General features: G+C 67.3%; 17 protein-coding genes. 7 read left to right on the top strand and 10 right to left on the bottom strand.

Translation table 11 applies throughout. The features are described from left to right. Positions 1–141 precede the first annotated feature (141 nt). On the bottom strand, positions 142–1,524 hold the full coding sequence (locus tag ACWGIH_RS15065) for a serine hydrolase domain-containing protein (RefSeq protein WP_453451482.1): 1,383 nt from the start codon (positions 1,522–1,524) through the stop codon (positions 142–144). A gap of 168 nt (positions 1,525–1,692) precedes the next feature. Then, positions 1,693–2,088 (bottom strand): RidA family protein, encoded by a 396-nt coding sequence (locus tag ACWGIH_RS15070; RefSeq protein WP_453451484.1) that lies wholly within the window; start codon positions 2,086–2,088, stop codon positions 1,693–1,695. 136 nt (positions 2,089–2,224) lie between these two features. Here ACWGIH_RS15070 and ACWGIH_RS15075 point away from each other — a divergent pair, with 136 nt between their 5' ends. Then, positions 2,225–3,202: a helix-turn-helix transcriptional regulator gene (locus ACWGIH_RS15075; RefSeq protein WP_453451485.1), complete on the top strand. Its 978-nt coding sequence runs from the start codon at positions 2,225–2,227 to the stop codon at positions 3,200–3,202. A 31-nt stretch (positions 3,203–3,233) separates the two neighbouring features. Here ACWGIH_RS15075 and dnaB read toward each other — a convergent pair whose 3' ends face one another. After that, entirely contained in the window at positions 3,234–4,712 is a 1,479-nt protein-coding gene (gene dnaB, locus ACWGIH_RS15080) for a replicative DNA helicase (RefSeq protein WP_451215015.1), read from the bottom strand. A gap of 460 nt (positions 4,713–5,172) precedes the next feature. On the opposite strand from dnaB, the gene ACWGIH_RS15085 reads away from it, so the two are divergent. Then, entirely contained in the window at positions 5,173–6,510 is a 1,338-nt protein-coding gene (locus ACWGIH_RS15085) for an MATE family efflux transporter (RefSeq protein ID WP_453451486.1), read from the top strand. 166 nt (positions 6,511–6,676) lie between these two features. Here ACWGIH_RS15085 and rplI read toward each other — a convergent pair whose 3' ends face one another. The 4 genes from rplI to rpsF form a co-directional block, all read right to left on the bottom strand. Continuing rightward, a complete protein-coding gene (gene rplI / locus ACWGIH_RS15090) occupies positions 6,677–7,123 on the bottom strand; it encodes a 50S ribosomal protein L9 (protein ID WP_190082966.1) in 447 nt (148 codons plus the stop codon). An 18-nt stretch (positions 7,124–7,141) separates the two neighbouring features. Next, positions 7,142–7,378 carry a 30S ribosomal protein S18 gene (rpsR, locus tag ACWGIH_RS15095; protein ID WP_003949403.1) on the bottom strand — a complete coding sequence of 79 codons (237 nt, stop codon included), beginning with the start codon at positions 7,376–7,378 and terminating at the stop codon, positions 7,142–7,144. Positions 7,379–7,435: 57 nt separating this feature from the next. Further along, a complete protein-coding gene (locus ACWGIH_RS15100; protein WP_453451487.1) occupies positions 7,436–8,044 on the bottom strand; it encodes a single-stranded DNA-binding protein in 609 nt (202 codons plus the stop codon). An 80-nt stretch (positions 8,045–8,124) separates the two neighbouring features. Continuing rightward, positions 8,125–8,415, bottom strand: a complete 291-nt coding sequence (gene rpsF / locus ACWGIH_RS15105; RefSeq protein WP_006604399.1) for a 30S ribosomal protein S6 — start codon at positions 8,413–8,415, stop codon at positions 8,125–8,127. Positions 8,416–8,691: 276 nt separating this feature from the next. Here rpsF and ACWGIH_RS15110 point away from each other — a divergent pair, with 276 nt between their 5' ends. The 3 genes from ACWGIH_RS15110 (at position 8,692) to ACWGIH_RS15120 (ending at position 11,392) form a co-directional block, all read left to right on the top strand. Continuing rightward, positions 8,692–9,003 carry a hypothetical protein gene (locus ACWGIH_RS15110; protein ID WP_453451488.1) on the top strand — a complete coding sequence of 104 codons (312 nt, stop codon included), beginning with the start codon at positions 8,692–8,694 and terminating at the stop codon, positions 9,001–9,003. Positions 9,004–9,149: 146 nt separating this feature from the next. Continuing rightward, on the top strand, positions 9,150–10,271 hold the full coding sequence (locus tag ACWGIH_RS15115) for a lipid II:glycine glycyltransferase FemX (RefSeq protein ID WP_361828908.1): 1,122 nt from the start codon (positions 9,150–9,152) through the stop codon (positions 10,269–10,271). Between the two features lie 89 nt (positions 10,272–10,360). Then, positions 10,361–11,392 carry an alanine racemase gene (locus tag ACWGIH_RS15120; RefSeq protein WP_363210315.1) on the top strand — a complete coding sequence of 344 codons (1,032 nt, stop codon included), beginning with the start codon at positions 10,361–10,363 and terminating at the stop codon, positions 11,390–11,392. A 94-nt stretch (positions 11,393–11,486) separates the two neighbouring features. Here the strand turns inward: ACWGIH_RS15120 and ACWGIH_RS15125 are convergent, their stop codons facing one another. The 3 genes from ACWGIH_RS15125 to ACWGIH_RS15135 all read right to left on the bottom strand — a co-directional run bounded on the left by ACWGIH_RS15125 (position 11,487) and on the right by ACWGIH_RS15135 (position 15,720). After that, positions 11,487–13,034: a glycosyltransferase family 87 protein gene (locus tag ACWGIH_RS15125; protein ID WP_453451514.1), complete on the bottom strand. Its 1,548-nt coding sequence runs from the start codon at positions 13,032–13,034 to the stop codon at positions 11,487–11,489. A gap of 134 nt (positions 13,035–13,168) precedes the next feature. Then, positions 13,169–15,547: a transglycosylase domain-containing protein gene (locus ACWGIH_RS15130; protein WP_453451489.1), complete on the bottom strand. Its 2,379-nt coding sequence runs from the start codon at positions 15,545–15,547 to the stop codon at positions 13,169–13,171. After that, a complete protein-coding gene (locus tag ACWGIH_RS15135; RefSeq protein ID WP_453451490.1) occupies positions 15,544–15,720 on the bottom strand; it encodes a hypothetical protein in 177 nt (58 codons plus the stop codon). The genes ACWGIH_RS15130 and ACWGIH_RS15135 overlap by 4 nt, the downstream gene beginning before the upstream one ends. A gap of 575 nt (positions 15,721–16,295) precedes the next feature. On the opposite strand from ACWGIH_RS15135, the gene ACWGIH_RS15140 reads away from it, so the two are divergent. Beyond that, positions 16,296–16,982, top strand: coding sequence for a helix-turn-helix transcriptional regulator (locus ACWGIH_RS15140; protein WP_453451491.1), 687 nt, complete (start codon positions 16,296–16,298; stop codon positions 16,980–16,982). A 59-nt stretch (positions 16,983–17,041) separates the two neighbouring features. Further along, positions 17,042–18,124, top strand: coding sequence for an inositol-3-phosphate synthase (locus tag ACWGIH_RS15145; protein WP_453451492.1), 1,083 nt, complete (start codon positions 17,042–17,044; stop codon positions 18,122–18,124). Positions 18,125–18,138: the final 14 nt, after the last annotated feature.

The raw sequence follows: 18,138 nt of genomic DNA on the forward strand, positions 1-18,138 counted from the left end.
TTGGCGGTGGTGGTCTACCCCCCACAATGTTGCGCTAAAAATCTCCTTGTCTTCGGGTGTGTTCTTGGTCCCCCCGGTGGGGGGGTCTTTTACCACCCCCACCCCCCCCCCCCCACCGGCTCGCACACCCTGTAGGGACCCCTACAAGGGGAGCCCGCGCCAGCCTGCCGGGTCCACCCCACCCGGCACAGGAGTCCCTGCCTCGTACGGCTCCCGGGTGAAGAAGAACGAGCCAAGGTCAAGATGGCTCACCGATCCATCGGGTCGCCGCACCGCCCGCAACTGCTCCCCGGCGAAGTAGCCGTCGAGCCCGACCCAGGCCCCGTCGCCGTCCGGCCGGAACCCCGATCCGCGGCCCCGGCCCGCAAGGGGCGCCAACTCAAGCGCACCGTCGCCCTTCGGCCGCAGCACGAAGGTGCTCGTCCCCCAGTACCAGGGCCCCGCCAACTCCAGCAGGCCCTCGTCCAGCTCGGGCAGGGGGCGCCACGCCTCGGGGATTCGAGGTTCGGCATCGGCCACGATCTTCAGCAGGTCGAAGGCCAACGCCGTCACAGCGGGGCCCGAGGTGCAGTTGGTCAGCGTGACCGCCACCAGGCCGTCCTCCGCACTCGCCCACAGCCCGGCCATGAAGCCAGGCAACGACCCGCCGTGCCCGAACAGGGTGCGTCCGTCCCCGCGGATCAGCTGCGTGCCCAAGCCGTACGTGACGTCCCAGTCCCCCGGCGGGAGGGGTGACGCGGGCTCCCGCATCTCCCGCACCGTGTCGGCGGACAGCACCCGGTCGTCGCCCTCCAGGAGGAAGGCGGCGAAGCGTCCCAGATCTGCCGTCGTGGACCACAGCTGCCCGGCCGGAGCCATGAGGCCCAGGTCCTCGGCGGGTTCGGGCATCATCACGTCCGCCCACGGGTGGACGGCCCAGCCACCCGCGTGCGGGGTCTGCGGCTGCGCACTCGTACGGTTCAGGCCCAGCGGCTCCAGGATCTCGCGGCGCAGCACGGCTTCCCAGGGCTCTCCCCGCAGTGCTTCGATCAGCGAACCGAGCAATGTGTAGCCGGGGTTGGAGTAGTGGAAGCGCCGCCCTGTGGGGTGCTTGAAGGGCTGCTGGCCCAGCACGTCCCCGAGCTCGGGGCGCTGCGAAGCGGGCGTACGCTCCCACCATTCGCCCGGGGTCTCGGCCGCCAACCCGCTGGTGTGCGCGAGAAGCTCCGCAATGGTGACATCGCCCGCGGCCGTGCCCGGAAGGTGCTTCTCCAGGGGGTCGGAGAGGTCGATGACACCCTCGTCGCGCAGCCGCATCACCAGCGCGGCGGTAAAGGTCTTGGTGATCGAGCCGATGCGGTACTGCACGTTCTGGTCCGGTGCGTGCCCCTCGACGCAGGTGCGGCCCTCGGTCCACACCAACTCACCGTCTCTGAGCACCGAAGCGACAAGGGAGGGCGCCCTCCCCTCCGCCTGGGCGGTGGCGACGCGGTGCAGCAAGGCTCGGCGGGTGGTGGGCAGCAACTCTTCACGCGGTGATGTCATGGCCCTAGTCCACCTTCGGAGAAGCCGCGCGTCGAGCCAATTCCGCTGTCCCACCGGCATCGTCGAGGGCGACGCCTCGACGATGCCGTGCGGCGCCTGCCCTGACGTACCGCCAAGACCCTTTGCCATACCGCCAGAATCATTACGTGGGTGAGCGCAGAGGGCACCTCACGCGACGGCGGTGCCCTCGAGTTCGACCAGCTGACCAGGGATCGCCAGCCGCGTCACTCCGAGCATCGTGGTGGTCGGCGCCACCCCGGCAACACCCAACCGCGATGCCAGCACGCCGTAGTGCGGGAACAACAGGTCGACGTCGGTGGTGTACACGTTGAGCCGCACAAGGTTCGCGAGGGACATGTCCGCCTCACCGAGCACGGCCTCCAGGTTGTCGAGGCTCAGCGCCAACTGAGCGGCCATGTCACCGTCATGCTGGGGCTTGCCGTCACCGCTCATCGCGGTCTGCCCGGAGCAGTACAGGGTCCTGGTGTGCCCAGAGACGACCTCACCCTGGTTGAATCCCATCTCCACCGACCACGTCACCGGGTTCACTGCCGTTCGTTCCATTGCCACATCAGCTCCATTCGATTCATGACGAGCACGTACGTCCGTCGGTGCGGCAAGCGCCAGCGGTGACGTCGGTGCTCACGAGCCTCGCAACAAATCACGACATCCTCGGTCATGTATTTGAAAGGGTTCTCGTATGCGCGCCGACCGACTCGTCTCGCTGGTGCTGTTGCTGCGTCAGCGCGGCCGACTGACCGCGGACATGCTGGCCCGCGAGCTCGAGGTGTCCACCCGCACCGTGCTGCGTGACATCGAGGCACTGTCCGCGGCCGGCGTCCCGGTCTACGCCGAACGCGGACGACACGGCGGCTTCGCTCTGCTGCCCGGTTTCCGGACCGAGCTCACCGGCCTCAATCACGACGAGGCCCTCGCCTTGCTGACCGCCGGATCGGGACGCGGCGAGCAGACGTTCGGCCTCGGCTCGGCGCTCGCCTCAGCCATGCGCAAGGTGGTCGACGCCCTGCCCGAGAGCCATCAGGCCTCCGCGAGCGACGCGGCCCGGCGCATACTCGTCGAGCCGGAAACCGACCTGCTCTCACGGCGACCGGTCACTGAGGAGGTGCCCGACGCCACCATGATCGAGGTCCGGCGCGCGGTGCTCGCCGGACACAGGCTGCGCATCCATTACGCGGCCACCGACCAGCCGCCTCAGTGGCGCACGGTGGACCCGATCGGCCTGGTCACGGTGCGCGACCGCGGGTACCTGCTGGCCAGGAGATCCGGCGCGGACCGCACCTACCGGCTCTCGCGCATGCTGGCCGCCGAGGAACTCCCCGAACCAGCACAGCGACCGAGCCGGGTCGATCTGGAACAGGCTTGGCGGGAACGCTGTGCGCGGTTTCTGTCCGACGGCCACATCACCGTGTTGGTACGGGTGAGTCCGGAGCGGCGCGAGGACCTGATGACGAACGCGCTGGCGGTCCGCGCCGAAGAGCCCGAGGCAGGCGGCTGGCTGCGGCTGGAGGTGACGTTTCAAGATTCACGTCATGCCGAGTGGGCTCTGTGGCAACTCGGCACGGACGCGGAAGCCTTGTCCCCGAAGTCCTTGCGCATCGCCCTGCGCGACCGTGCCGCCACGATCGCCGACCGCTACGCGGGCCCACCGCCTCGGTGACGGGCGCCCTGCCCCCGGGAAGCGGAACCGGCTACGTCTGCGCCATGTCCACGAAGCGCGAGTAGTGACCCTGGAAGGCCACGGTGATCGTCGCCGTCGGGCCGTTACGGTGCTTGCCCACGATGATGTCCGCCTCGCCCGCGCGCGGGGACTCCTTCTCGTACGCGTCCTCGCGGTGCAGCAGGATCACCATGTCCGCGTCCTGCTCGATGGAGCCGGATTCACGCAGGTCGGAGACCTGGGGCTTCTTGTCCGTGCGCTGCTCGGGGCCACGGTTCAGCTGCGAGAGCGCGATGACCGGGACCTCTAGCTCCTTGGCAAGGAGCTTCAGGTTTCGCGACATGTCCGAGACCTCCTGCTGGCGGCTCTCGGCCCGCTTGGAACCACCGGACTGCATCAGCTGCAGATAGTCGATGATCACCATCTTGATGTCGGCGCGCTGCTTGAGGCGGCGGCACTTCGCGCGGATCTCCATCATCGACAGGTTCGGGGAATCGTCGATGTAGAGCGGGGCCGCCGAGACCTCGGGCATCCGGCGCGCGAGCCGCGTCCAGTCCTCGTCCGTCATCGTGCCGGAGCGCATGTGGTGCAACGCCACCCGGGCTTCCGCGGACAGCAGGCGCATCGCGATCTCGTTGCGCCCCATTTCCAGGGAGAAGATGACGCTGGGCAGGTTGTGTTTGATGGACGCGGCGCGCGCGAAGTCGAGGGCCAGCGTGGACTTACCCATGGCGGGGCGGGCCGCGATGACGATCATCTGGCCAGGGTGCAGACCGTTCGTCAGCGAGTCGAAGTCCGTGAAGCCGGTCGGCACACCGGTCATCTCGCCGCTGCGCGAACCGATCGCCTCGATCTCGTCGAGTGCGCCCTCCATGATGTCGCCGAGCGGCAGATAGTCCTCGCTGGTGCGCTGCTCGGTGACCGCGTAGATCTCGGCCTGGGCGCTGTTGACGATCTCGTCGACGTCGCCGTCGGCCGCGTATCCCATCTGTGTGATGCGCGTGCCCGCCTCGACGAGGCGTCGCAGGACCGCTCGCTCGTGGACGATCTCGGCGTAGTACTCGGCGTTCGCCGCGGTCGGCACCGTCTGTACCAGCGTGTGCAGGTACGAGGCCCCGCCGACCTTCGTGATCTCACCGCGCTTGGTGAGCTCGGCCGCCGCGGTGATCGGGTCGGCAGGCTCCCCCTTGGCGTACAGGTCGAGGATCGCCGTGTAGATCGTCTCGTGCGCGGGCCGGTAGAAGTCGTGGCCCTTGAGCACCTCGACGACATCGGCGATGGCGTCCTTGGAGAGCAGCATGCCGCCGAGCACCGACTGCTCGGCGTCGAGATCCTGCGGCGGTACGCGCTCGAAGGCGGTGCCACCGCCGTCCCAGCCACCGCCTTCGCGGCCGCGCTCGTGCTGCTCGTCGCGGCTCCTGCCTCCGTCGCGACGCTGTCGGGAGGCGGGCAGACGGTCACTGGGACCGCTGTCGGCCCAGGGGTCGTCCAAGGGCTCGGAAATACTCACCGGGCCACCTCCCTCACGTCCGCCGAGCGGACCTCGCCGTGCCCTTCTTTCTTACGGCACGACACTGACAAATAAGCGGCCCAACTCCGGTTCTGACGCGTCGGTTTTACGGGCTTTCCGAGGCCGGATCACGAGGGGGGCGCCGCCCCACGGTAGGCCCGTGGGCACCGTCAGCCAATCTGGTTATCCACAGGCGGTGTGGATGACGGGCGCGTTGCTGTGGAGAACCCCGCCAAACCTGTGCACGGCTCGGTGGACAGCCCTGTGAACAAGCACTCAGCGTTCTTTCCAAACACGCTCTGACCTGCAACTTTCCCATCCACCGGCTGTGCAGAAGAAAAACTTCCCCAGTCGGACCAAGATCCTGTGGAACAGCGCTCCGAAGAGTGTCCGACTCGAGACCAAGTAAGGGTCTTAGGAGCATTGCATCTCTTACCTGTGGAAGATTAGATTGGTGCTCATGACACAGGCTCCCGCGGCGCCCAAGGCCGCTCGGCGACAGCATGACCGAGAGATCATCGCCCTCGCCGTTCCCGCCTTCGGCGCGCTCGTCGCCGAGCCTCTCTTCGTGATGGCCGACAGTGCCATCGTGGGCCACCTCGGCACCGCCCAACTGGCCGGACTCGGCGTCGCCTCGGCGCTCCTCACCACCGCTGTGAGCGTCTTCGTCTTCCTCGCCTATGCGACCACGGCCGCCGTCGCCCGCCGGGTGGGCGCCGGAGATCTCCAGGCCGCCATCCGCCAGGGCATGGACGGCATCTGGCTCGCCCTCCTGCTCGGCGCCGCCGTCATCGCCGTCGTTCTGCCCACCGCACCCGCGCTCGTGGAGCTCTTCGGCGCATCGGACACCGCGGCGCCCTACGCGATCACATATCTCCGCATCTCCTCGCTCGGCATCCCCGCCATGCTCGTCGTGCTGGCCTCCACCGGTGTCCTGCGCGGGCTCCAGGACACCAAGACCCCGCTGTACGTCGCGATCGGCGGCTTCGTCGCCAACGGCGTCCTCAACGTGGCCCTTGTCTACGGCGCCGGCCTGGGCATCGCCGGCTCCGCCTGGGGCACCGTCATCGCCCAGTGCGCGATGGCCGCCGTGTATCTCTTCGTCGTCGTCCGCGGGGCCAGACGCCACGGCGCCTCCCTGCGTCCCGACGCCGCCGGCATCAGGGCCTGCGCCCAAGCGGGCGCCCCGCTTCTTGTCCGTACGCTCTCACTGCGGGCGATCCTCATGATCGCGACCGCGGTGGCGGCCCGCCTCGGCGACGCCGACGTGGCCGCCCACCAGATCATCCTGTCTCTGTGGAGCCTGCTGGCCTTCGCGCTCGACGCCATCGCCATCGCAGGCCAGGCGATCATCGGACGCTACCTCGGCGCGAACGATGCACAGGGGGCGCGCGACGTCTGCCGTCGCATGGTGCAGTGGGGCATCGCCTCGGGCGTTGCCCTCGGTGTGCTGGTCGTCCTCGCCCGGCCACTGTTCATCCCGCTCTTCACCAGTGACTCCGTCGTTCAGGACGCTGCTCTGCCCGCACTGGTGGTGGTGGCCATCTCCCAGCCGATCTGCGGCATCGTCTACGTCCTCGACGGCGTCCTGATGGGTGCGGGAGACGGCCCGTATCTGGCCTGGGCGATGCTGGCCACGCTGGCGGTCTTCGCCCCGGTGGCACTCCTCGTGCCCACCCTCGGGGGCGGACTGACCGCCATCTGGGGAGCGATGACCCTGATGATGGCGGTCCGCATGGTGACTCTCTGGCTGCGTACGCGCTCCGGCCACTGGATCGTCACCGGCGCCACCCGCTAACCGGCCCTGCGGGTCACTGGACGCTCTGACTCCCGCCCCGCTGTTTCACGTGAAACAACACGTCCGTGAAACAGCACGTCCGTGAAACAGCACGTCCGTGAAACACGTTGGGCCGCACCCTGAGGGTGCGGCCCAACGCTTGCTTCAGCCCTGCCAAGCGAAGTGCTTAGGCGGAGACGACCTCGATGTTGACCTGAGCGGCAACCTCGGGGTGCAGACGCACGGACGTCGCGTGGGCGCCCAGCGTCTTGATCGGCGAGCCCAGCTCGACACGACGCTTGTCGATCTTCGGGCCACCGGCAGCCTCGATCGCCGAAGCGACGTCAGCCGGGGTGACGGAACCGAAGAGACGACCGGCGTCGCCGGAGCGGACGGCCAGACGGACCTTGACGCCCTCGAGCTTGGCCTTGACCTCGTTGGCCTGCTCGATGGTCGCGATCTCGTGGATCTTGCGAGCACGACGGATCTGCTCGACGTCCTTTTCGCCACCCTTGGTCCAGCGGATCGCAAAGTTCCGCGGGATCAGGTAGTTGCGGGCGTAGCCGTCCTTGACGTCTACGACCTCGCCGGCGGCACCGAGGCCGGAGACCTCGTGGGTGAGGATGATCTTCATTAGTCGGTCACCCTTCCCTTATCGCGCGGTGGACGTGTAGGGCAGCAGCGCCATCTCACGGCTGTTCTTCACGGCCGTGGCGACGTCACGCTGGTGCTGCGTGCAGTTGCCGGTCACGCGGCGGGCACGGATCTTGCCGCGGTCGGAAATGAACTTCCGCAGCATGTTCGTGTCCTTGTAGTCCACGTACGTGACCTTGTCCTTGCAGAATGCGCAGACCTTCTTCTTAGGCTTGCGCACAGGCGGCTTCGCCATGGTGTTTCTCCTGTGTGATCAAGAAGTGTGGGAACGGCCCACCCTTGGCCCTGAGGCCTAGAAGGGGGGCTCGTCCGAGTAGCCGCCGCCAGAGCCGCCGGAGCCGCCGGAGCTTCCGCCCCAGCCACCGCCGCCGCCCTGCTGACCGCCGCCGGCCGGCGCACCGGTCGCCCAGGGGTCGTCGGCGGGAGCACCGCCGCCGCCCTGCTGCTGACCGCCGCCACCGGGGCCGCCGCCCCAGTTGCCGCCGCCCTGCTGCTGGCCGCCGCCACCGCCGCCGTAACCGCCCTGGCCACCTCGACCGGTGGTCTTGGTGACCTTGGCCGTGGCGTTCTTCAAGCTGGCGCCCACTTCCTCGACGTCCAGCTCGTAGACCGTGCGCTTGACGCCCTCACGGTCCTCATAGGACCGCTGCTTCAGCCGGCCCTGCACGACGACGCGCATGCCTCGCTGGAGCGACTCCGCGACGTTCTCCGCCGCCTGACGCCAGACCGAGCAGGTGAGGAAGAGGCTTTCGCCGTCCTTCCACTCATTGGTCTGACGGTCGAAGGTGCGGGGAGTGGACGCGACACGGAACTTCGCGACCGCCGCACCGGACGGGGTGAAGCGCAGCTCGGGGTCGTCGACAAGATTGCCGACGACCGTGATGACGGTCTCGCCTGCCATGGGGGAACCTCTCGGCGGGTTTGCTGCTGGCTGCTTTTGCTGCTGCTACTCGGATCCCGAATACCGCTGAGCTAGGAAGCTCAGTGGGTCTCGGGACGGAGGACCTTGGTCCGGAGGACCGACTCGTTCAGGTTCATCTGGCGGTCGAGCTCCTTGACGACCGCAGGCTCGGCCTGCAGGTCGATGACCGAGTAGATGCCCTCGGGCTTCTTCTTGATCTCGTACGAGAGACGACGACGGCCCCAGGTGTCGACCTTTTCGACCTTTCCGTTGCCCTCACGGACGACGGAGAGGAAGTTCTCGATCAACGGGGAGACAGCGCGCTCCTCGAGATCGGGGTCGAGGATGACCATCACTTCGTAGTGACGCATGTGGAACCCACCTCCTTTGGACTCAGCGGCCACGGTCGTTCCGTGGCAGGAGGGTCGTGATGCGTACGCAACGGTATCGGCAGCCACTGACAATCGGGCTCCCCGATCATTAGGCCGATCGGGAGTCCCTGCCATGGCCTGGGCAGACACCGGTGCAGACGGTACAGACTACCTGCACCTAGGCTTCCGGTTGAAATCCGGCCGCGGACGGGCAGAATCTGTACACATCGGGTGTGTATGGCGCTACGATGCGCCGCCTTCCGCAGGAGGTGCCTCATGGCACAGGCAATGCGACCGAACACCGCCGGATCTCTCTTCGCCACGGACGGCAAGGCCCATCCCATGCAGGACACGCTGCTCGGCGTGACCCTGGTCCTGGGTGCCATCGCCTTCGTGTCGGCGATGTTCCACAACCTCCACCTGCTCAGCTCATGGGCCGGTCTGGTGGGGATCGCCACGGGTGCGTGGGGACAGTTCATCTCCGAGACGACCCGCGAGCGCTTCGGCCTGATCCTCGGCCTCGGAGCCTCGGCGGTCGGATTCTTCCTGGGTATGGCCCACGGCGGACTCTTCGGCGGACTCTGGTAGCCACCCCCGCAGGCCCCCGCCGCACCTGAGCGGGGGGCCCAGGTTCCGTACGCCCAGACGGGGCGCTCTCGGGGCACAGTAGGCTTCGGCGCGAGAGCCGGAGCCCCTGTACCCATGGGGACACACCAGCCCGAGGAGCGCCCCGAATGAGTCTGACCCTGAGGACCATCAGTCGCGAGCAGCATCTGGCGTATATCCAGAGCCTGCCGTCGGCAAGTCATTGCCAGGTCCCGGCATGGGCGGATGTGAAGAGTGAATGGCGTTCGGAGAACCTGGGCTGGTTCGACGACCGGACCGGCGAACTCGTCGGTGCGGGCCTGGTGCTCTACCGACAGCTGCCCAAGGTGAAGCGTTACCTCGCGTACCTTCCCGAGGGCCCGGTCATCAACTGGTACGCGCCGAACCTGGACGACTGGCTGCAGCCGATGCTCGCGCATCTGAAGCGGCAGGGTGCCTTCTCCGTGAAGATGGGCCCGCCGGTCGTCATCCGGCGCTGGGACGCTCCCGCGATCAAGTCGGGCATCCAGAACCCGGACGTGAAGCGCCTGCGTGACGTCGAGGCCTCGCACATCGAGCCGCGTGCCTTCGAGGTCTCCGACCGGCTGCGGAAGATGGGCTGGCAGCAGGGCGAGGACGGCGGTGCCGGCTTCGGTGACGTACAGCCGCGTTATGTCTTCCAGGTGCCGCTGGCCAACCGCTCCTTGGACGAGGTCCTCAAGGGCTTCAACCAGCTGTGGCGACGCAACATCAAGAAGGCCGAGAAGGCCGGCGTCGAGGTCGTCCAGGGCGGTTACGAGGACCTCGCCGAATGGCAGCGCCTTTACGAGATCACCGCGATCCGCGACAAGTTCCGTCCGCGGCCGCTGGGTTACTTCCAGCAGATGTGGCGGGCCCTCAACTCCGAGGACCCCAACCGCATGCGGCTGTACTTCGCCCGGCACAACGGCGTGAACCTCTCCGCGGCGACGATGCTCGTCGTCGGCGGGCACGTCTGGTACTCCTACGGCGCATCGGACAACATCGGCCGTGAGGTCAGGCCCTCGAACGCGATGCAGTGGCGGATGCTCCGGGACGCTTACGCGCTCGGCGCCACCGTCTATGACTTGCGGGGCATCTCCGACTCCCTGGACGAGACGGACCACCTCTTCGGACTGATCCAGTTCAAGGTGGGCACGGGTGGAGAGGCTGTCGAGTACATCGGCGAGTGGGACTTCCCGCTCAACAAGCTGCTCCACAAGGCGCTCGACATCTACATGTCGCGCCGCTGACCGCACGCCCCGGCACAATTCGCGCAACCCCGAATAGTCTTCATACCTCTGATACACCGCAGCCACGAGAAAGGTTCCGGGATCCGGCCATGGCGCTCACGCTCTATGTCGACACCGCGCGCTGGCGGGCACACCACAAGCACGTGCTGGAGCAGTTTCCGGGAATCGTCCCGGTCTGCAAGGGCAACGGCTACGGCTTCGGTCATGAGCGCCTCGCGGAAGAAGCGACCCGCTTCGGCTCCGACGTCCTCGCCGTCGGCACCACGTACGAAGCCGCCCGGATCAAGGACTGGTTCAGCGGCGATCTGCTGGTCCTGACCCCGTTCCGGCGGGGCGAGGAGCCCGTGCCACTGCCCGACCGCGTCATCCGCTCCGTGTCGTCCCTGGACGGCGTACACGGCCTCGTGGGCGCCCGCGTCGTCATCGAGGTCATGTCCTCGATGAAGCGGCACGGCGTGAGCGAGCAGGAGCTCTCACAGCTGCACGCGGCCATCGAGGACGTACGGCTCGAGGGCTTCGCGATCCACCTGCCGCTGGACCGCACCGACGGCTCGGACGCCGTCGAGGAGGTCATCGGCTGGATGGACCGGCTGCGTGCCGCCCGTCTTCCGTTGCACACGATGTTCGTCAGCCACCTGAAGGCCAACGAACTCGCCCGCCTGCAGCAGCAGTTCCCGCAGACGCGCTTCCGCGCCCGCATCGGCACGCATCTCTGGCTGGGTGACCACGAGGCCACCCAGTACCGCGGCGCCGTCCTGGACGTCACGCAGGTGACCAAGGGCGACCGCTTCGGCTACCGCCAGCAGAAGGTCGCGTCCGACGGCTGGCTGGTGGTCGTCGCGGGCGGCACCTCGCACGGCGTCGGCCTGGAGGCGCCGAAGGCGCTGCACGGCATGGTGCCGCGGGCGAAGGGCGTGGCCCGTGCGGGCCTCGCGACCGTCAACCGCAACCTCTCGCCGTTCGTCTGGGGCGGCAAGCAGCGCTGGTTCGCGGAGCCGCCGCACATGCAGGTCTCCATCCTCTTCGTGCCCTCGGACGCGCCCGAGCCGAAGGTGGGCGAGGAGCTGGTGGCCCATCTGCGGCACACCACCACGCAGTTCGACCGCATCGTCGACCGCTGACGACAGCAGGACCGACCACAGACTGAAGGGCCGGGAGCGACACTTGTCGCTCCCGGCCCTTCAGTTCGTTTTTGCCATTTGGCGGCGTGTTCGCTCAGGGTGAAACGTCGGTCGGAGCCGACCCCCACCGCACCTGAGGCCCCTCCGTGACGTGCACCGCATGCCGCGGCGGATGGGCCGCCTGACCGAGGACGAAGACGTCCGGTGCACCGTCCAGGACGCCCCCCGAGGGGTCGTCGTCGCCCGACCTCCGCACCGGGTCCCTCTCCGGCATCAGGATGTCGCGCACGACCACGGCACACAGGTACAGCGTCCCCAGCAGGTGCACCACGATGGCGAGTTGATAGCCCTCGGTCGGAAGGCCTTTATGGGCGTCTCCACTGGTGGTGTACGCGAGGTACAGCCAGATCCCCAGGAAGTACGCGACCTCGCACGCCTGCCAGATCAAGAAGTCTCGCCACCGCGGTCGGGCAAGCGCTGCGAGGGGGATCAGCCACAACACGTACTGGGGCGAGTAGACCTTGTTGGTGAGGATGAACGCGGCGACGACCAGGAAGGCGAGCTGCGCGAAGCGCGGCCGGCGCGGCGCGGTCAGGCCCAGCGCGCCGACACCGAGGCAGGCCAGGAGCATCAGCCCCGTCGCCAGGGTGTTGACCGTGTCCGTGGACAGCGGGTCGTCCATGCGCTGCGAGAGGATCAGCCAGAACGATCCGAAGTCGACACCTCGCTCCTGGCTGAAGGTGTAGAACTTCGCCCAGCCCTCGCGGATGTGGAAGCCCGTCGCGTCGTGCGTGATCATCACGGGCAGGTTCACCACGAGCCAGGCACCGACTGCGGCCCCGGCCGTCATCCAGAAGGCCCGCCAGCGCCCCGCTCGCCAGCACAGGATGAGCAGCGGCCCCAGGAGCAGCGCCGGGTAGAGCTTCGCGGCGGTCGCCAGGCCCAGCAGGACGCCCGCGGAGAGCGTCCCGCCACGTGCCCACATCAGCATCGCGGCGGCCGTGAGTGCGACGGCGAACAGGTCCCAGTTGATGGTGGCCGTCAGCACGAAAGCGGGCGCCAGGGCGACCATCAGGCCGTCCCAGGGGCGGCGCCTGTGGGTGCGGGCGACACAGACGGCGATGACCGCCGTACAGGCCATCAGCATCCCGGCGTTGACCATCCAGTAGAACTTCTCCTGGTGCTGGATGCTGCCGCTGCCCGGGGTCAGCCAGGAGGCCACCTCCATGAACACACCGGTCAGCACCGGGTACTCGAGGTACTCCATGTCGCCGGGCAGCTTGTCGAAGTAGGGGACCAGCCCGTCGGCGAATCCGCGCCCTTGGTAGAGGTGCGGGATGTCGGAATAGCAGGCGTGCGTGTACTGCGAACTCGCACCCTGGAACCAGGCGCCGTCGTAGCAGGGCATCTTCTGCACCATGCCGAGCGCGAACATCCCGATGGCCACGAGCGCGATGACGCGTACGGGAGTCCACCATGTCGCCGCGTACAGCACTCTGCGGCCGATGGCTCCGCCGATCAGCTCACTGCCGGCCGCGGCGACCTCATCCTCCCGGGTCGGCCGTACGGGCTCCGACTGTTGTGCACTAGTGGTCTTGTGCACGCTCGTGCGCGTCGTCTCTGCACTGGGCATGCCGCACATCCTGCCGTATGCACCTGAGAACACGGAGAGGGCCGCCACACCGGTGCGGTGTGGCGGCCCTCGTCAGCGCTCGATGGCGCATGTTTCACGTGAAACAGTGCGTTTCACGTGAAACACACTCATGGGGAGTTCGGTCAGCCCGTTGTGCCGCCGAATAGGCCGCCTCCGTTGCCGTTCCCGTTGTTGTTTCCGCCCCCCGTCGGTTCCTCCGTAACGGGTGGCGATTCCCCACCGGTACCGCCATCAGTGGCGCCACCGTCAGCCTGGCCGCCGTTGTTGTTGCACTGCCAGTCCCAGTCGGCACAGGACTCATCGGGGTCGGGGCTCTCCGAGGGACTCGGGGACGGCCCGGTGTCCGAGGGAGTCGGCGAGGGGGTCTCCTCCGGCTCCTCGGTCTTCGAGGGGGTCGGACTCGGGGCCGGGGGCGGGGTCTCACCGACGACCGAACCGATCGGCCGCGGGACCGGGAAGTTGATCACGCGCTGGCCCTTCAGAGCCTGCTCCATGTAGCTCTTCCAGATCTGCGCGGGGAACGAGGCACCGTGAATCTTCTCCTCGCCACCCGTACCGAACATCTCCAGGAACTCGCGCTTCTTGTTCCCCTCGTTGTCGTCGAGGCGGTACATGCTGATCGCGGTCGAAAGCTGCGGGGTGTATCCGACGAACCAGGCGGACTTGTTGCCGTCGGTCGTACCGGTCTTGCCCGCCACCTGGCGGCCGCTCAGCTGGGCCGAGGTACCCGTGCCCTTCTCGACGACGGTCCTGAGCACGTCGGTGACGTTGTCGGCCACCTCCTCGTCGAAGGCACGCTTGGGCTCCGCGTCATGCTGGTAGACGGTGTTGCCCTTGTACTCGACTTCCTTCACCGAGTACGGCTCGTTCTGCTTGCCGCTGGCCGCGAAGGTGGAATAGGCACCGGCCATGCGGATCGCGCTCGGGGAGGACGTGCCGAGCGAGAAGGACGGATAGTTGGCGCTGGCCAGGCTGTTCTCCTTGATGCCGGAGGCGATGGCCGCTTCCTTCACCTTGTCCAGGCCGACATCCATGCCCAGCTGCACATAGGCCGAGTTGACCGACTCCCGCATCGCCTCACGGAGGTCGATCTGGTAGGTGGGTGCGTTGTACGACGCGTCACCGTCGTTGGTCTGCAGCCACTCCTTGCCTTCCTTGTCCTTCCAGATGCTGCCGTCGTAGTTCTGGATCTTGAGTTTGTTCTTGCCGCTGTACAGGCTCTTGGGGTTGACGATGGTGCGCTGGTCCTCGCCCTGGTCCGGCAACCCGTCCTTGTCGCGCGTTCCATCCTTGAAGGCCGCCGCCAGCACGAAGGGCTTGAACGTCGAGCCGACCTGCGCACCGGTCTGGTCCGCGTTGTTGGTGAAGTGCTTGGTCGCGTCTTCACCGCCGTAGATGGCTTCGATCGCCCCGCTCTTGGGATTCACGGACGCGCCACCGAACTGGACGTGAGTGTCCTTGTCCGGCCGCTGCTTGGGCTTGATCTTCGCCTTGCGGACCTTCTCCACGGCCTTCTCGAGCTTGTCGACCTTCGACTTGGAGAAGGTCGTGTGGATCTCGTAGCCGCCCTGCTGAAGATCGTTGGCCGTGATCTGACCGTTGCTGTTGTTGATCACGTAGGCCTTGGCCAGGTCGACCAGATAGCCGACCTGTCCGCCCAGCTTGCCGTTGGAGCGCGGGTTCTGCAGCTCCGGGAAGTCCTTGTACTTGTTTCGGACCTCGGCGGTCAGATGACCGTCCTTGACCTCTTCGTCAAGAATCCAGCTCCACCGCTTCGTGGCACGAGCGCGGTTGGCTTGCGCCGAGGCCGCGGGGTCCACCTCAGGAGAGCCGGCCGGGTCGTAGTACGTGGCGCCCTTCAGGACAGTCGCCAGGAACGCGCACTCGCTGGGGTTCAGGTTGGCGGCGTCCTCGTCGAAGTAGGCGCGGGCAGCTGCCTGGATGCCGTAGGCCCCACGACCGTAGTAGGCGGTGTTGAGATACCCCGCCATGATGTTCTCTTTGGACTCCGTCCGGCCCACCTTTATGGAGATGAAGAGCTCTTTGAACTTACGCGTGAACGTCTGCGACTGGTCGCCCAGGCGCGCGTTCTTCACGTACTGCTGAGTGATGGTCGAGCCGCCCTGGGTCTCACCGCCCTTGGCCATGTTGACCACGGCCCGCGCGATGCCCATGGGGTCGACACCCTTGTCGTCCTCGAACGTCTTGTTCTCGGCCGAGATGACGGCGGTGCGCATCGCCTCGGGGATCTTGTCGTAGTCGATGATCTGGCGGTTCGTCTCACCACCGGTCGCGACCATCTGCTTGCCGTTGGCCCAGTAGTAGACGTTGTTCTGCGCCTTGGCCGCTTCGTCGACCTTCGGCACCTCCACCAGGGCGTACGCGATCCCGGTGACCGCCATCAGGCCACCGAGGAATCCGACGAACAGGCCGGTGACAAGACGCCAGGACGGGACCCAGCGGCGCAAGCCGTCCTTGTCCGCACGCGGGTAGTTGATCAACCGCTTCTTGCCGGGCTCGTGCCCACCACGGCCTCGCCCTCGGCCGGGCCCGTTCGGGCCGCCGCCACCACGCCGACCGCCCCCTCCGGCGCCTCCGCGCCCGGAGCCGGCTCCGTCGGCCGCTCTGCGGCGGCCTCCACCCGCACCGACAGCACCACTGCGCTGCGCGGCACGGCGGGCCTCGGCGCGGCCGCCGTAGGAGCGGTCCCCGTCGTCAGGGGCCCCTGCTCCGTGCGAGCCGGTTGAGGAAGTGGGCGATCCAGTGGCGCCACGCGGTGCCGCGCGGCGACCCGACGACGCCCCTGGGACGCCGCGTCTGGCCGCGGCGCGTCCGCCGCCCTGCGGCTGCGGCGGTTTGCGACGGTGCTCGCTCATCGAACGATTACTCCTCGGGCAGGCGCAGGTATCCGCGCCTGGAAACGGCGGCTGGTTTCCGGTCCCCCCGAAGTACGGATGCGCCGCTGCCGGCACTCATCCGCACTACACCAGGGTCAACGACGCCCTCACGCGTCACTTGGTTCCCGGCGGTCTGCATGGCGCACAGACTACGCACCGTCAAAACCCTCTTAGCGCAGAAGTTCACCCCAAATCAGGCAAGTTACTTCCTACGAATCGGTGATGTGACGCCGTTCACCGCTTCCCCTCTTGTCTCAACAGGCGGGCCGTTCTATCGTCTCGATGTATCGAGTCGATACATCAGCTCGGCATAAAGACCGTGTCGACAGACGCTGACAGACGGGAGGCGAAGATGAGCAGACGCTCCGGCATCCTCGAGTTCGCCGTCCTCGGCCTGCTGCGCGAGTCCCCGATGCACGGCTATGAGCTGCGTAAACGGCTCAATACTTCGCTGGGAGTGTTCCGCGCCTTCAGCTACGGGACGCTCTACCCCTGCCTCAAGACGCTGGTCGCCAACGGCTGGTTGATCGAGGAAACGGGCGGCACCCCCGAGGAGACGCTCGCGGCGCCTCTCTCCGGGCGCCGCGCCAAGATCGTCTATCGGCTGACAGCGGAAGGTAAGGAGCACTTCGAGGAGCTGCTCTCCCAGACCGGCCCCGACGCGTACGAGGACGAACACTTCGCCGCCCGCTTCGCCTTCTTCGGGCAGACCTCGCGGGACGTACGCATGCGGGTGCTCGAGGGGCGTCGCAGCCGCCTCGAGGAACGTCTGGAGAAGATGCGCGCCTCCCTGGCCCGTACCCGGGAGCGCCTGGACGACTACACGCTTGAGCTGCAGCGGCACGGAATGGAGTCCGTGGAGCGCGAAGTGCGCTGGCTGAACGAGCTCATCGAGAGCGAGCGCGCGGGGCGGGACCAGCAACGGTCCGCCCCGGACGGCTCCGCTCAGCACGACAGCACATCTGGGGAGTCGGGCGGCCTGCCCCGGCGGCGGGACACGAACCCGCCGCCGGATCCGTCCGATGACACCGCCAAGTGAGGCCCCGCGGTCCGCGGGGTCTCATCCGGAATACACAGATCACACAGGGAGCAACCGGAATGGGTTCGGTTCGCGTAGCCATCGTCGGCGTGGGCAACTGCGCCGCCTCGCTGGTCCAGGGCGTCGAGTACTACAAGGACGCAGACCCGGACGCCAAGGTCCCGGGCCTGATGCACGTCCAGTTCGGCGAGTACCACGTCGGTGATGTCGAGTTCGTCGCCGCCTTTGACGTGGACGCCAAGAAGGTCGGCCTCGACCTCACGGACGCCATCGGCGCCAGCGAGAACAACACCATCAAGATCTGCGACGTGCCGAGCAAGGGCGTCACCGTCCAGCGCGGCCACACCCTCGACGGCCTGGGCAAGTACTACCGCCAGACCATCGAGGAGTCCGACGAGACCCCGGTCGACGTCGTCCAGGTCCTCAAGGACAAGCAGGTCGACGTCCTCGTCTGCTACCTGCCCGTCGGTTCCGAGGACGCTGCGAAGTTCTACGCGCAGTGCGCCATCGACGCCAAGGTCGCCTTCGTCAACGCCCTTCCGGTCTTCATCGCCGGCACCAAGGAGTGGGCCGACAAGTTCACCGAGGCAGGCGTCCCGATCGTCGGCGACGACATCAAGTCCCAGGTCGGCGCCACCATCACGCACCGCGTGATGGCGAAGCTGTTCGAGGACCGCGGTGTCCGTCTCGAGCGCACCATGCAGCTCAACGTCGGCGGCAACATGGACTTCAAGAACATGTTGGAGCGTGACCGCCTCGAGTCCAAGAAGATCTCGAAGACGCAGGCCGTCACCTCGCAGATCCGCGACCGTGAGCTGGGCGAGAACAACGTCCACATCGGCCCCTCGGACTACGTGGCGTGGCTCGACGACCGCAAGTGGGCGTACGTCCGCCTCGAGGGCCGCGCCTTCGGTGACGTCCCGCTGAACCTGGAGTACAAGCTCGAGGTCTGGGACTCCCCGAACTCGGCCGGTGTCATCATCGACGCCCTGCGCGCCGCGAAGATCGCCAAGGACCGCGGCATCGGCGGCCCGATCCTCTCCGCGTCCTCGTACTTCATGAAGTCCCCGCCCGTGCAGTACTTCGACGACGAGGCGTACGAGAACGTCGAGAAGTTCATCAAGGGCGAGGTCGAGCGCTAAAGCTCGCCCCTTGA

This window comes from Streptomyces sp. NPDC054872 (genome assembly GCF_053610705.1).